Annotated in this window: 15 protein-coding genes and 1 other RNA gene; 10 read left to right on the top strand and 6 right to left on the bottom strand. The window is 61.1% G+C overall.

Going from position 1 to position 12911, the window contains the following annotated elements:
- Window positions 1-60: 60 nt before the first annotated feature.
- The 4 genes from FBZ99_RS32270 to FBZ99_RS32255 all read right to left on the bottom strand — a co-directional run bounded on the left by FBZ99_RS32270 (window position 61) and on the right by FBZ99_RS32255 (window position 2541).
- Complete coding sequence (locus tag FBZ99_RS32270; RefSeq protein ID WP_246661253.1) at window positions 61-288, bottom strand: hypothetical protein; 228 nt, start codon at window positions 286-288, stop codon at window positions 61-63.
- A gap of 186 nt (window positions 289-474) precedes the next feature.
- Window positions 475-1161 carry a helix-turn-helix transcriptional regulator gene (locus FBZ99_RS32265; protein ID WP_069613605.1) on the bottom strand — a complete coding sequence of 229 codons (687 nt, stop codon included), beginning with the start codon at window positions 1159-1161 and terminating at the stop codon, window positions 475-477.
- Window positions 1162-1174: 13 nt separating this feature from the next.
- Window positions 1175-2134 (bottom strand): NAD(+) diphosphatase, encoded by a 960-nt coding sequence (gene nudC, locus FBZ99_RS32260; RefSeq protein ID WP_113420961.1) that lies wholly within the window; start codon window positions 2132-2134, stop codon window positions 1175-1177.
- Entirely contained in the window at window positions 2131-2541 is a 411-nt protein-coding gene (locus FBZ99_RS32255) for an HIT family protein (RefSeq protein WP_113354183.1), read from the bottom strand. Before FBZ99_RS32255 ends, nudC begins: the two co-directional genes overlap by 4 nt.
- A 91-nt stretch (window positions 2542-2632) precedes the next feature.
- Between FBZ99_RS32255 and ffs the strand changes: the two genes are divergently transcribed.
- From ffs to FBZ99_RS32240, 3 genes are all read left to right on the top strand, one after another.
- Window positions 2633-2730: signal recognition particle sRNA small type (gene ffs / locus FBZ99_RS32250), an RNA gene on the top strand.
- Window positions 2731-2794: 64 nt separating this feature from the next.
- Window positions 2795-4669 (top strand): DNA polymerase III subunit gamma/tau, encoded by a 1875-nt coding sequence (locus FBZ99_RS32245; RefSeq protein ID WP_113354132.1) that lies wholly within the window; start codon window positions 2795-2797, stop codon window positions 4667-4669.
- Window positions 4670-4775: 106 nt separating this feature from the next.
- Window positions 4776-5099, top strand: a complete 324-nt coding sequence (locus FBZ99_RS32240) for a YbaB/EbfC family nucleoid-associated protein (protein ID WP_037155519.1) — start codon at window positions 4776-4778, stop codon at window positions 5097-5099.
- 16 nt (window positions 5100-5115) lie between these two features.
- On the opposite strand, the gene FBZ99_RS32235 is transcribed toward FBZ99_RS32240, so the two are convergent.
- Window positions 5116-5592, bottom strand: a complete 477-nt coding sequence (locus tag FBZ99_RS32235) for an Lrp/AsnC family transcriptional regulator (protein ID WP_113354133.1) — start codon at window positions 5590-5592, stop codon at window positions 5116-5118.
- A gap of 113 nt (window positions 5593-5705) precedes the next feature.
- On the opposite strand from FBZ99_RS32235, the gene FBZ99_RS32230 reads away from it, so the two are divergent.
- Window positions 5706-6242 (top strand): RBBP9/YdeN family alpha/beta hydrolase, encoded by a 537-nt coding sequence (locus FBZ99_RS32230; protein WP_113420960.1) that lies wholly within the window; start codon window positions 5706-5708, stop codon window positions 6240-6242.
- A gap of 95 nt (window positions 6243-6337) precedes the next feature.
- A complete protein-coding gene (locus tag FBZ99_RS32225; protein ID WP_113354135.1) occupies window positions 6338-6949 on the top strand; it encodes a LysE family translocator in 612 nt (203 codons plus the stop codon).
- Window positions 6950-6951: 2 nt separating this feature from the next.
- Here FBZ99_RS32225 and FBZ99_RS32220 read toward each other — a convergent pair whose 3' ends face one another.
- Window positions 6952-7575: an MOSC domain-containing protein gene (locus tag FBZ99_RS32220; RefSeq protein WP_113354136.1), complete on the bottom strand. Its 624-nt coding sequence runs from the start codon at window positions 7573-7575 to the stop codon at window positions 6952-6954.
- 57 nt (window positions 7576-7632) lie between these two features.
- Here FBZ99_RS32220 and recR point away from each other — a divergent pair, with 57 nt between their 5' ends.
- The 5 genes from recR to FBZ99_RS32195 all read left to right on the top strand — a co-directional run bounded on the left by recR (window position 7633) and on the right by FBZ99_RS32195 (window position 12851).
- Window positions 7633-8238 (top strand): recombination mediator RecR, encoded by a 606-nt coding sequence (recR, locus tag FBZ99_RS32215; protein WP_069613597.1) that lies wholly within the window; start codon window positions 7633-7635, stop codon window positions 8236-8238.
- Window positions 8239-8440: 202 nt separating this feature from the next.
- A complete protein-coding gene (locus FBZ99_RS32210) occupies window positions 8441-9724 on the top strand; it encodes a lytic murein transglycosylase (protein WP_113420970.1) in 1284 nt (427 codons plus the stop codon).
- A gap of 158 nt (window positions 9725-9882) precedes the next feature.
- Window positions 9883-10488, top strand: coding sequence for a ribosome maturation factor RimP (gene rimP / locus FBZ99_RS32205; protein ID WP_113330935.1), 606 nt, complete (start codon window positions 9883-9885; stop codon window positions 10486-10488).
- 63 nt (window positions 10489-10551) lie between these two features.
- The gene (nusA, locus tag FBZ99_RS32200) at window positions 10552-12162 is read left to right on the top strand and encodes a transcription termination factor NusA (protein WP_113389927.1); all 1611 of its coding nucleotides are present in this window, start codon (window positions 10552-10554) and stop codon (window positions 12160-12162) included.
- Complete coding sequence (locus FBZ99_RS32195) at window positions 12159-12851, top strand: RNA-binding protein (RefSeq protein WP_069613594.1); 693 nt, start codon at window positions 12159-12161, stop codon at window positions 12849-12851. Before nusA ends, FBZ99_RS32195 begins: the two co-directional genes overlap by 4 nt.
- Window positions 12852-12911: the final 60 nt, after the last annotated feature.

The raw sequence follows: 12911 nt of genomic DNA, 5'->3' as shown, positions 1-12911 counted from the left end.
ACCTCTTTATTTCCCGCAATTCCTGACGGAAAACTGCCGCGCAGTTTTCCTGGAGCTGCTCTAATGCATCCGCTCTTCCTCACGGTAAGGTGCACGGCCATCGAGAAAACCGAGATCCCGCATCACGGAACTCGGCGCTTCCTCGATATCGAGACGATTCCAGCGGCGGGTGAAATAGCCAAGCGCGAGCTCAGAGAGACGAGCCGGCCATGACTGATGCTTGCCTTTAAGCGCCTCGACGCCGCCGCGATGCACATGTTGCGAAATGATGGAAACGTTGCCTGCCATGATCGGTCCTCCTTCCTGATTGGATGGACCCATCATAGCCGCATCTACTGACAGTTTCTGGCAGTAGCATCACACTGAAGCGGGTCGCGATCTTTCAGATTCGCCTCCTGCGCTTTGGATCTTTGATTTTACGCATGTCGTTGTCGCAAAAACGCTGCACACTTTTGCCAGACATGCTTTGGCGGATCAATTGTGGACCATGCCCTCACGGGCATGCCATTCCCTGGCAAGCGCGACACGCCGGCGCGGATAGCGCGCCTCCAGCACCGCAAAATCGACGATGCGGTCGGCGCGGAAATGGCGGAAATCCTGACGCAGCTCGCACCAGGCCATGATGATGCGGGCATTGTCGAAATAGCCGAGCGCGAAGGGCCAGATACGCCGGGTGGAAATGGCGCCGTTCACATCGCCATAGGTCAGCTGCACCATGCGCTCCGTGCGGATCGCCTTGCGCATGAGGGAAAGATCGGCCTTGTCTTCGGTGACACGTCGCGTGGCAACGACCACTGCCGCCTGGTCGACCTCATCGCGAAGGTCGGCGGGCAGCACGGCGGCGATCTTGGCAAGCGCGTCGGCGCCGGCTGCCGCCAAGCGCGAATCGGTAGCGCGGGCTACCCATCGCGATCCCAGCACCAGCGCCTCGATCTCATCCTGCGAAAACATCATCGGCGGCAGCATGAAGCCGGGCTTCAGAACATAGCCGATCCCCGGTTCGCCCTCGATCATCGCACCCTGCGACTGCAGGCTGGCAATATCGCGATAGAGCGTGCGCAGGCTGACGCCGGTCTCCTCCGCCAGAACGGCACCGCTGACCGGTCGGCGATAGCGCCGCAATGTCTGCAGCAGCGTCAGCAAGCGTTCCGAGCGGGCCATGACACGATAAAACCTAGCGTTTCCATTCCACCCAATCGCGCATCAGGCGATGGGCAATGGCGCCCTTGGGTGGAGATGTGTTGCCGGAGGCCGAAACGCGATCGAGCATGGCTAGCGTCTCCTCCGGAGTGAACCAGCGGCAATCCTCAAGCTCGGCTTCGTCCATGTGGATGTCCGTGGACTTCGCCTCGGCATAGCAGCCGATCATGAGGGAATGCGGCATCGGCCAAGGCTGGGAAGCGTGATAGCGCACGCGGCCGATATGAATACCGGATTCCTCGAGCGTTTCGCGGCGCACCGCATTCTCGATGGTCTCGCCCGGTTCGACGAAACCGGCGAGACAGGAATACATGCCTGGCGCGAAGTGATGGCTGCGGCCAAGCAGGCAGAGATTCCGCTCCTCGTCGATCGTGAGCATGATGACGACCGGATCGGTGCGCGGGAAGATCACATGTTCGCAGGCCGTGCAGATCCGCTTGTAGCCGCCGATGCGGCTTTCCATGACAGAGCCGCAGCGGCCGCAGAAGCGGTTGTCACCATTCCAGCGAATGAGGCTCACGCCCTGCGCGGCTTCACCGAGGATTTCGCCTTCCAGCAGCAGATCACGCCACAGAGCGCGCATGTCGGCCGGCTTGTACTGGCTGGCAAGCTCGTCTGGATTGACACGCACGGGCACGGCAAGCCGGGGCTCGCCTGTCTTGCGGTAGCCGAGGAGAACGGCCTCGTCCCAATTCGGATCGAGGTCGTTCAGCTCGTAGCGGGCAAACAGAGGATCGAGCACCTGCCCGTCATGCTTCAGGACGAGCCGGTCCTGGGCGAAAGCCAGGATATGCGTGCCTTCCTTGGCGAGCGCCTGCTTGATCGATTCCTCGTCGCGATGCTCGGCATCCCGGTTGAGCTGGTTTTCCGCAAAAGCGGTGAGACTGCTGGCTTCCGGATGGGGCGCATCCGAGGAAAAGATGGAATGGCTCATTGTAAAAGCGTTTCCCGCAACTTGGCTATGAGGCTGTTCATGTCTTCGTCCGAATAGGGTTCCGCCTTGCCGTAGCCCCAGACGGGGCCTGGCCAGTTGGCATCACCTTCGAACCGCGCGATGACATGAACATGCAGCTGACGGACGATATTTCCAAGTGCCCCGACATTGATTTTTGTCGCAGCCGTCACCGTCTTCAGGGCGCTTGCGACCTTATCCGTTTCGAAGGTCAGCAAGATCCGGTCGAGCGGAGTCAGCTCGAAGACCTCCGATTTGCCGGGCCGGCGCGGGATGAGCACGAGCCATGGCCAGCGGCGATCCTTCATCAGCCTGACGTCGCACAGGCCAGTTATGGTGACGGAAACGCTGTCATTCGCCAGACGATCGTCGAGCGTAAACTCGTTCAAGGGGGCATCCTCCATTGTTTTATCAAATGTTTAGCAGTTTTTTTTGACCTTGGCTTGCTTTTGATGACGATATTGCCGATATGTGCATCCGGGAGGTTGGTGGTGGACGAGCCACTCGCCAACCGGGTCAGGTCCGGAAGGAAGCAGCCCTAACGAGCCCGGCACGGGTCATTCGTGCCAGCCTCCCACCCTTTCCGAAAGCAGGACCCGGCTTTCCGGGCGACAAGCAGGGCACCGGGCAATAAGCAGGGCGATGAGCGACACCGAGCGACAAGCAAAAGATGCCGCCTCGACCGGCACCAGCTACCGGGTGCTGGCCCGCAAATACAGACCCAAGGACTTCACGGACCTGATGGTCGGCCAGGAGCCGATGGTCCGTACGCTGACCAACGCGTTCGAGACCGGCCGTATCGCCCAAGCCTATATGCTGACCGGCGTGCGCGGTGTCGGCAAGACCACGACCGCCCGCATCCTTGCCCGCGCGCTCAACTACAAGACCGCTGACATCGATCGGCCCACCATCGACCTGCGTGAGCCTGGCGACCATTGCCAGGCGATCATGGAAGGTCGGCATGTCGACGTCATCGAGATGGACGCCGCTTCGCACACCGGTATCGACGATATAAGAGAGATCATCGAGCAGGTGCGCTACCGCCCGGTCTCGGCGCGCTACAAGGTCTACATCATCGATGAAGTGCACATGCTGTCGACGGCGGCCTTTAACGGGCTGTTGAAGACGCTCGAAGAGCCGCCCGAGCATGTGAAGTTCATTTTCGCCACCACCGAAATCCGCAAGGTTCCCATCACGGTGCTGTCGCGCTGTCAGCGCTTCGACTTGCGCCGTATCAGCGCCTCCGATCTCGTCGGGCTCTTCACCACCATTGCCGGCAAGGAAGGCATCGAGGCCGAGCCGGAAGCGCTCGCCATGATCGCGCGTGCCGCCGAAGGTTCGGCGCGCGACGGTCTGTCGCTGCTCGACCAGGCGATCGCCCACGGCAGCGGCTTCGTTGCCGCCGATGCGGTGCGTGCCATGCTCGGCCTTGCCGACCGCGCCCGCATTGTCGATCTCTTCGGCCATGTCGTCAAAGGCGATGTTTCGGCAGCTCTTGCCGAATTCAACAGCCAGTACGAGGCCGGCGCAAATCCCGTCGTTGTATTGACCGACCTTGCTGATTTCACCCATATCGTGACCCGCCTCAAATATGTGCCCGATGCTGCCGACGATCCGTCGCTCAGCGAAGTCGAGCGCACGAAAGCGGCGGAATTCGCGCAAGGCGTTGCGGTAACCGCACTTTCCCGCATCTGGCAGATGCTTCTCAAGGGCATTGCCGAAACGGAGAACGCTTCACGCACCGCCGGCGCTGCGGAAATGGTGCTGATCCGGCTTGCGCACGCGGCCCATCTGCCGGCCCCGGAAGATGCGGCACGCAGGCTTGCCGAATTTTCCGACGGCAATGGCGGCTCCCGCCCCTCGCCGTCTACGAGCGGCGGCAGTGGCGGCGGAGCGGTGTCCTATCAGGGCAATGCCATGGCGCGTGCAGTGGAAACGCCAGCGCCAAGACCTACGCCTTCCGCACCGGTCGCTATGCTGCGCTCCGTTCCGAATACACAGCCGGACGTGCAGCCTGTCGGGCGCATCGAACAAAAACCGGTTGAAGCGCCGAAGCCACTTGTGCCTGTTAATTCGATGGCCGATATCGCCGAGCTTGCGAGCCAGAAGCGCGATCCGAAGATGAAGGCGCTGGTGCGTACCTTCGTGCGCCCGGTCAAGCTGGAGCCGGGCCGGCTCGATGTCAGCCTGGCACCGGGCGCTCCCGGCACTCTGCTGAATGAGCTTGCCGTCAAGCTGAAGGAATGGACCGGTATTCACTGGATCGTCAGCCTCAGCCGCGAGGAGGGCCAGCCGACACTTGTCGAAGCAGAAGCGAACGCCCAGAAGCAGCGCGTCGCCGATGCACGGCAGGACCCCGATGTTGCAGCGATCCTGGCGCAATTTCCGGGCGCAAAGATCATCGACGTGCGGGTGCGGGCACCCGAGACGGACGACGAAGAGGAAGCAACTGCTCCGCCGGCAATCGCCGAATCCGTCGATGGCGATATTCTACCCGGCGACGACATCGAATTCTAAGGCTAGGATGAATGCTGACGGAACCGCTTCGGCTTGAAGCGGTTGACGACCATGACGACATATCCTGCCGCTCAAACAGAGACTCGGAGAAGAAGGACCAAAGACGATGCGCGACATCATGGGCATGATGGGCAAAGTGAAGGAAATGCAGGCGAAGATGGAGAAGATGCAGTCGGAGATCGCCGACATCCGCGTCGAAGGCAAGGCCGGCGGCGGCCTTGTCACCGTCACCGTCAACGGCAAGGGCCTGATGGTCGGCCTCAAGATCGATCCCTCGCTCTTCAAGGAAGACGATGTCGAGATCCTCGAAGACCTGATCGTCGCCGCCAACAAGGATGCTCAGGAAAAGGCTGAGGCGATCGCCGCCGAAAAGACCCGCGAGCTGACCGCCGGTCTGCCGATCCCGCCCGGTTTCAAGCTGCCGTTCTGAGGTTGGACTATTTCTTTCAGCGTGCGGCCGCCTTGCGAATGAGATCGCGGCCTATCGCCTTTACAGGTTCGTTCCGCAGCACCAGCGATGTCGTCACCGCACCATGGCGGGCGATTGAATCGACGATGGTTTCAAGGTCAGCCGGTGTCGGCACGAGAACCTTGAGCAAAAAGCAATCCTCGCCCGTCAGCCTCAGCACCTCGATAATCTCGGGCATTTCCGAAAACTGCTTCAGATACGGCCGGATATGCTCATGCGTGGTCCGCAGCCGGATGACTGCCATCATGCCGAGCCCGACGGCAGCGGGATCGATGACGGCACGGTAGCCGGCAATCACACCACGCTCCTCCAGCCGCTTCAGCCGCTCCGATGCCGCCGGCTGCGAAAGGCCGACGCGGCGGCCGAGCTCCGATACCGAGATTCGCCCGTCCTGCTGCAGGATTTCGATGATCGACAGATCCGTCGGATCCAGTTCTCTTTCGATAGTATCCATTGCTCGCCTTTAATTCATCGGTTGGGACAAGTTTTATCCGATGGATTGCAATGTCAATCGACATCCCGGCATGCCAGCTTTTCTCCGTGTAGAACCATGGAGAAAGGATAGATATGAGCGACATCATCACGCTACCGGGACTGGGCGGTTCGGGAGAAGGTCACTGGCAGACATTGTGGGAACGGGACGATCCGACCATGCGGCGCTTCCAGCCGTCGAGCTGGGACAGACCGATACTTTCGGATTGGGTTGCCGCGCTCGAGCGCGAAATCTCCCTTTCGCAAACGCCGCCGATCCTGATCGCGCACAGCCTTGCCTGCCAGCTGATCGCCCATTGGGCGCCCATCAAGAAGACAGCGATCCTTGGCGCGTTCATGGTGGCCGCGCCCGATCCCACAGGCGAAATCTATCTTGCCGAAGCCGGCAGCTTTGCCAATCCGCCACGGCAGCGACTGCCTTTTCCGTCCCTTCTCGTCGCCAGCACCGACGATCCTTTCGGCTCCTTCGATCATGCGCGTCGCAGTGCCGAAAGCTGGGGCAGCACCTTCGTCGATGTCGGGCCACACGGCCATATCAATGCGGCATCCGGACTGGGCGACTGGTCGGAAGGCAAGGCAATCTTTGAGCGTTTTCGCGCCGAGCTTTGCTGAACATAAATCCGGTATTTGGAAAAGCCGCGCCGGAATGCTATCTCTGGCGTTCTTCTTCCAGATATCGTCCAGCCTGCCCTGTTGGAGGGAATTCGATGAGCCTGTCGACGCTGCTTGTTTTTGCCGGTGCCTTATTCATTGCGGCGGGATCGCCGGGACCGAACATAGCTGCACTTGTGGCGCGCGTGCTGACGAAGGGCGCGCGAAACGTGCTGCCCTTCCTCTCGGGCATGTGGCTCGGCGAGGCGATCTGGCTGACCTGCGCCGTTGCCGGCCTTGCGACCATCGCCGAAACCTTCCATTTGGCCTTCGTGGCGATCAAGTGGCTGGGCGTCGCCTATCTGCTCTACCTTGCCTGGAAGATGTGGTTTGCCTCCTCCGATACGGCGGGAGAGGAGCTGCCGGACGAGCAATCAGCCATACGGCTCTTCCTCGCGGGCTTCACGGTTACCATGGGCAATCCCAAGATCATGGTATTTTATGTGGCGCTGCTGCCCTCGATCATTGATCTGCACGGCGTAACGATTTCGGGCTGGGCCGAGCTGGTAGCGACGATGTTTGCGGTGCTCGTCGTCATCGACCTCTCCTGGGCGATGCTTGCCGCGAAGGCCAGAACTTTCCTCAAGAGCCGCCGCGCCGTACGCATCGCCAATCGCGCCAGCGCTGGCACCATGGCAGGCGCCGCCGTCGCGATTGCCATGCGGTGATTTCAGACTGCTGCGCCGCTTTCGATGAGCGCACGCAGCTTGTGATGAATGGGCGCCGCCAGATAGCGCGCCCGATCCTCCGGTGACAATCGCCTGCCGAACGTCGCCATCATTTCTGGCATGGCCAACCTCTCGCCGGCATAGGGCAGGTAGGTGACCGGCATATCAGCGCTCACTGTGCCGCTCGCAAGAACGCGGCAATAGATGCCGGGCCGCCCGGCCCGGATGTATCGCTTGACGAATTGCGGATCATCCATCTTCGCCGCGAAGGTCGAGCAGGGAATGCGCGCGGAGGTCACTTCCAGAACAAGATCGCCGGCTATGAATTGATCGCCGACGGCGACCTTGCAATTGTCCAGGCCATCGATGACGAGGTTTTCGCCGAAGGCGCCGGGCTCCAACGGTCGCCCAAGCTCGGCTGCCCACCAGTCCAGCGTCAGCGAGCCCTCCACATAAACAGCCTGATCACGGCCGCCGTGATGCTTGCGATTGCAGATGGCATCGCCGAGCAGTCCCATTTCGTCGATCATGACGGCACCGCTGACTGCGTGCTTGTTAATGCCGGTTTTCGCCTTCTTGCCCGGCAGCGTTTCAGGGGCAGCGCGGCACATGGCCAGAATTTTCATCGGTCAACCGTTCCTTCCGAGATTCCGTTCTTGAAGCTTATGAGCTAAAAGCCTCCCATGGCAAAGCGAGTCACCGGCCCCGAAATCGAAAAACTCATCCAGCTCCTGGCGAAAGTACCAGGCCTCGGGCCGCGCTCTGCGCGCCGCGCGGCGCTGCATCTGATCAAGAAGAAGGACCAGCTGCTCGGCCCGCTGTCGCATGCGATGGGCGACGCTTACGACAAGGTGAAGATCTGCTCGCGCTGCGGCAATGTCGATACCGTCGACCCCTGCACTGTCTGCACCGACGATCGCCGCGACCAGTCCGTCATCATCGTCGTCGAGGATGTCTCCGATCTTTGGGCGCTGGAGCGATCAGGCGCGATGAACGCCGCCTACCATGTCCTCGGCGGCGTCCTGTCGCCGCTCGACGGCGTCGGGCCTGATGATCTCAACATTCGTGGGCTGATCGCGCGCGTCAGCGAAGGCGGGATCCGAGAGATCATCATCGCGGTCAATGCGACGGTCGAGGGGCAAACAACAGCACACTATATAACCGACCAGCTTGATGGCCTCGAGGTCAAGATCACCCGCCTTGCCCATGGCGTGCCCGTGGGCGGCGAGCTCGATTATCTCGACGAAGGCACGCTGGCGGCGGCGCTGAGGGCGCGGACGGCGATTTGAGAGCCGCAACAAAGGAAAGAGTATGAGGAGAGTTTTTACCCCCCTCTGTCAGCTTTCGCTGACATCTCCCCCACAAGGGGGGAGATTGGTGGCCCGCAGCGGCGATCTGCCTCAAACCAATATCCTGCCTGGAGATGCCGAGGGAAATTTTACGGATAACGGCGGCAGCGAACTCCCAACAATCTCCCCCCAAGTGGGGGAGATGTCGCAAAAGCGACAGAGGGGCGTATCAGCGACTCGGCATGCACAAAGGCTGCTTTCCCTACTCTGCGTCCTCCTCCTCGCCCTTCTCCCCCTCCCTGCGCTTGCCGCCTCGAAAGCCGATGTCGAAGCGCAGTTTCAAACCTGGATTCAGAAGGATCTCTGGCCGGAAGCGCGAAAGGCCGGGATTTCGGAAAAGACCTTCCAGGCCGCCTTTGCCGGCGTGATGCTGAACTGGGATCTGCCTGACCTCGAGCCGCCGGGTTTCCCGAAGCCGAAGGAGCAGGCACAGACACAGGCGGAATTCTCCTCGCCCGCCCCCTATTTCAACGAGGCGCGGCTGCAGAAGCTCACCGCGACCGGGCGGAGCCTCGCCTCGCAATATGGGCCGGTGCTGCGGCGGATCGAGAAGACCTATGGCGTTCCGGGACCGATCCTGCTTGCGATTTGGGGCCGCGAAACCGGCTTCGGCGCCGCCAAGCTGCCGAATTCGGCGATGCAGGTGCTGGCGACCAAGGCCTTCATGTCGACGCGCAAGGATATGTTCCGCACCGAAGTGATCGCGGCACTGCGCATCCTCGACCATGGCGATGTGACGCCGGATCAGTTCAAGGGCTCGTGGGCCGGCGCGCTCGGCCAGCCGCAGTTCATGCCGACCAACTATCTGAAATATGCCGTCGATTTCGATGGCGACGGCCATCGCAACATCTGGACCTCAGTGCCGGACACTTTGGCCTCCATAGCCAACTATATGGTTCAGAAGGGCTGGCAGCGCGGCCGTGGCTGGGGATACGAAGTGACCATTCCGCAGAATATGTCCTGCGCGCAGGAAGGACCTGATCTAGCGAAGCCAATCTCGCAATGGGCTTCGCTTGGGATCAAGCCGGTTTCCGGCAAGGCCTTCCCAGCGGACGAAATGCGCGCCAGCGGCATGATGTTGGTCCCGGCCGGCCGCGATGGACCGGAATTCATCGTCACGCCGAATTTCTACGTGATCAAGGAATACAACAATTCCGATCTCTACGGCCTCTATATCGGCAATCTTGCCGACCGCATCGCCAATGGCAGCGGCGCTTTTCAGGAAAAATGGGGCGATGTCGGCAAGATGCTGCGCTCGGATGTCGCCAATATGCAGAAGGTTCTGGAGCACAAGGGCTACGATGTCGGCGGCACGGACGGCCTGCCCGGCTACAAAACCCGGCGCTCGATCGGTCAATGGCAGGAAAAGAGCGGCATGAAGCCCACCTGCTATCCCGATAGCTCCATGCTCGGCGTGCTGAAATAGCTGCGGAAAAGGCTTTCGGCGCGAATGCCTTGCAATTTTCCAGAAAGAGGCTTATATCCGCATCAAATTCTTGATCGTGTGATGAAGAGTGGGCCGCAAGGACCCGCTCTTTTTTATTAGCGCGATCTCCCAATGCATGAACAATGCGGAGTGAATGCTTGTCGGACGTGACAAACGCAGACAATACCAATGAACCCCGGCTGATCGTCGAAACCGGCCTTGATCAGCGCGTCGCCGCGATCATCGAGCCCGTGCTTGTGGGCATGGGCTTCCGTCTGGTGCGCGTGCGCCTCCTCAATCTGAACGGCCTGACACTGCAGATCATGACCGAGCGCAACGACGGCACCATGACCGTCGAGGACTGCGAAGAGGTCTCCATGGCCATTTCTCCGGTCCTGGATGTGGAAGATCCGATCGATAAGGCGTATCATCTCGAAGTGTCTTCGCCGGGTATCGACCGCCCGATGGTGCGAAAGTCGGATTTTCAGCGCTGGATCGGCCATATCGTCAAGTGCGAAACGTCGATCCTCGTTGATAACCGCAAGCGTTTCCGCGGCAAGATCGCCGCCGTCGACAATGACGGCTTCACGATCGAACGCGACCAGGTCGCCTATGGCGAGGAGCCCAAGGTGACCATTCCGTTCAGCACGCTGGCCGAGGCCAAGCTGATCCTGACGGACGATCTCATCCGCGACGCGCTGCGCGCCGATAAGCTGGCGAAAGCCGAGGCAGCGAACCAGAACGAAGCGGACGACCAGGAATAACCGATCAACGAACCGCCTGACGGAACGGGAAACCTAAAGGCAGGAAGACGGAGACTAAGAACAATGGCAGTCAGTGCGAACCGGCTAGAACTTCTGCAGATCGCAGATGCAGTGGCGCGCGAAAAGGTCATCGACCGCGAGATCGTGCTTGCCGCAATGGCGGATGCGATCCAGAAGGCCGCGCGCTCGCGTTATGGCACGGAATCGAATATCCGCGCCGATATCAATCCGAAGACGGGTGAAATCCGCCTCCAGCGTCTGCTCGAAGTGGTCGAAAAGGCCGAAGACTATTCCACGCAGATCCCGCTAGAACTGGCCCGCGACCGCAACCCGGACGCAGCCCTCGGCGATTTTATCGCCGATCCGCTGCCGCCGATGGATTTCGGCCGCATCGCCGCCCAGTCGGCCAAGCAGGTCATCGTGCAGAAGGTGCGCGAAGCCGAACGTGACCGCCAGTTCGACGAATTCAAGGATCGCGTCGGCGAAATCGTCAACGGCACCGTCAAGCGCGTCGAATACGGCAACGTCATCGTCGACCTCGGCCGTGGCGAAGGCATCATCCGCCGCGACGAAATGATCCCGCGTGAAAACTTCCGCTATGGCGATCGCGTCCGCGCCTATGTCTACGACGTTCGTCGCGAGCAGCGCGGCCCGCAGATCTTCCTGTCGCGCACGCATCCGCAGTTCATGGTCAAGCTCTTCACCATGGAAGTGCCCGAAATCTACGACGGCATCATCCAGGTGAAGTCGGTCGCCCGCGATCCGGGTTCGCGCGCCAAGATCGCCGTCATCTCGAACGACTCGTCGATCGATCCGGTCGGCGCCTGCGTCGGTATGCGCGGTTCGCGCGTTCAAGCCGTCGTCGGCGAGCTGCAGGGCGAAAAGATCGACATCATTCCCTGGTCCAGCGAGCCGGCGAACTTCGTCGTGAACGCGCTGCAGCCGGCCGAAGTCGCCAAGGTCGTTCTCGACGAAGATGCAGAGCGCATCGAAGTCGTGGTGCCGGACGAGCAGCTTTCGCTCGCCATCGGCCGCCGCGGCCAGAATGTCCGCCTCGCCTCGCAGCTGACCGGTTGGGATATCGACATCATGACGGAAGCCGAGGAATCGGAACGCCGTCAGAAGGAATTCAACGAGCGTACGAACCTGTTCATGGACGCGCTCGACGTCGACGAGATGGTCGGCCAGGTTCTGGCCTCGGAAGGCTTTGCCGCCGTCGAGGAACTGGCTTACGTCGATCTGGACGAAATCTCCTCGATCGACGGCTTCGACGAAGATACCGCCCAGGAAATCCAGACGCGCGCCCGCGAATATCTCGAAAAGCTCGAAGCGGAGATGGACGAGAAGCGCAAGGCGCTCGGCGTTTCCGACGAGCTTCGCCAGATCAACGGCATGACTGCACAGATGATGGTCGCCCTCGGCGAAGACGGCATCAAGACGATCGAGGACTTCGCCGGCTGCGCCGCCGACGATCTCGTCGGCTGGAGCGAACGCAAGAACGGCGAAACGAAGAAGTTCGAAGGCCTGTTCTCCAAGCTCGAAGTCTCGCGCGTCGAAGCCGAACAGATGGTCGTGCAGGCCCGCCTGCTGGCCGGCTGGATCACCGAAGCCGATCTCGCCGCCGAAGCCGAAGAGGTATCGGAAGGTGAAGGCGAGGCCGAGCAGGAAGCATGATGAGCGCAGAGGGGCCGAAGGCCGCGCCCGAAGACGACGATCTTTCGGGTGACGGCGCAAATGGCCGTATGTGCATCGTAACACGCGAAAGCGGATCGCCGGATGAGCTGATCCGCTTCGTCGCCGCTCCGGACGGAACAGTCGTTCCGGATCTGAAGCGGCAGCTGCCGGGACGCGGATGCTGGGTCAAGATCGACCGGGCACTCGTGGACAAGGCAGTGGCAAAGAAGTTGTTCTCCCGCGCCCTGAAGGCGGAGGTGACCGCGCCGAGCGATCTCGGCGCCACCGTCGACCGCCTTCTAGCGGCGCAACTGGCCGGGATGATGAACATGGCACGCAAGGCGGGCCAGTTCGTATCCGGCTCGTCGAAGGTGGATGGCGCCGTTCGCAACGGGTCGGCACTTGCCGTGTTCCATGCGATGAACGCCGCCGCCGATGGCGTGCGCAAGATCGATCAGGCAAGAAAGGCCTGGCATCTCGGCATGGAGACCGAAGCGGAAATACCGTCCTTCCGTGTCTTTACGGAGGCGGAAATGGACGAACTGATGGGCCAGAATGCTTTTATCCATGCCGCAGCGCTTGCAGGGCAGGCGGGTGAGGGTGTAGTGAAGCGCGCAAACCTGCTCGAACGGTACCGCAACGGCGGTCAGTCCCGGGCAACGGGCGGCGCTGGCCGGCGAAAACAATGACGCGGTCACCGGCCTTTGCCGGACGCCTCATTAAGGTACATGCATTGAACGACAGGGTCT

Source organism: Rhizobium sp. ERR 1071 (genome assembly GCF_007828675.1).
GTDB lineage: Bacteria > Pseudomonadota > Alphaproteobacteria > Rhizobiales > Rhizobiaceae > Rhizobium > Rhizobium dioscoreae.
The sequence above is the reverse complement of the archived record's forward strand: the minus strand, read 5'-3'. Positions and strand labels throughout refer to the sequence as shown.

Excerpts from the sequence above, each read along its gene's own strand:
- FBZ99_RS32195 (WP_069613594.1), top strand. The coding sequence starts at position 12,159 with ATGATGAGCGCAGAGGGGCCGAAGGCCGCGCCCGAAGACGACGATCTT.
- nusA (WP_113389927.1), top strand. The coding sequence starts at position 10,552 with ATGGCAGTCAGTGCGAACCGGCTAGAACTTCTGCAGATCGCAGATGCA.
- FBZ99_RS32220 (WP_113354136.1), bottom strand. The coding sequence starts at position 7,575 with ATGAAAATTCTGGCCATGTGCCGCGCTGCCCCTGAAACGCTGCCGGGC.
- FBZ99_RS32265 (WP_069613605.1), bottom strand. The coding sequence starts at position 1,161 with ATGGCCCGCTCGGAACGCTTGCTGACGCTGCTGCAGACATTGCGGCGC.
- FBZ99_RS32225 (WP_113354135.1), top strand. The coding sequence starts at position 6,338 with ATGAGCCTGTCGACGCTGCTTGTTTTTGCCGGTGCCTTATTCATTGCG.
- recR (WP_069613597.1), top strand. The coding sequence starts at position 7,633 with ATGGCAAAGCGAGTCACCGGCCCCGAAATCGAAAAACTCATCCAGCTC.
- FBZ99_RS32230 (WP_113420960.1), top strand. The coding sequence starts at position 5,706 with ATGAGCGACATCATCACGCTACCGGGACTGGGCGGTTCGGGAGAAGGT.
- FBZ99_RS32235 (WP_113354133.1), bottom strand. The coding sequence starts at position 5,592 with ATGGATACTATCGAAAGAGAACTGGATCCGACGGATCTGTCGATCATC.
- FBZ99_RS32270 (WP_246661253.1), bottom strand. The coding sequence starts at position 288 with ATGGCAGGCAACGTTTCCATCATTTCGCAACATGTGCATCGCGGCGGC.
- FBZ99_RS32210 (WP_113420970.1), top strand. The coding sequence starts at position 8,441 with ATGTCGCAAAAGCGACAGAGGGGCGTATCAGCGACTCGGCATGCACAA.
- FBZ99_RS32240 (WP_037155519.1), top strand. The coding sequence starts at position 4,776 with ATGCGCGACATCATGGGCATGATGGGCAAAGTGAAGGAAATGCAGGCG.
- FBZ99_RS32245 (WP_113354132.1), top strand. The coding sequence starts at position 2,795 with ATGAGCGACACCGAGCGACAAGCAAAAGATGCCGCCTCGACCGGCACC.
- nudC (WP_113420961.1), bottom strand. The coding sequence starts at position 2,134 with ATGAGCCATTCCATCTTTTCCTCGGATGCGCCCCATCCGGAAGCCAGC.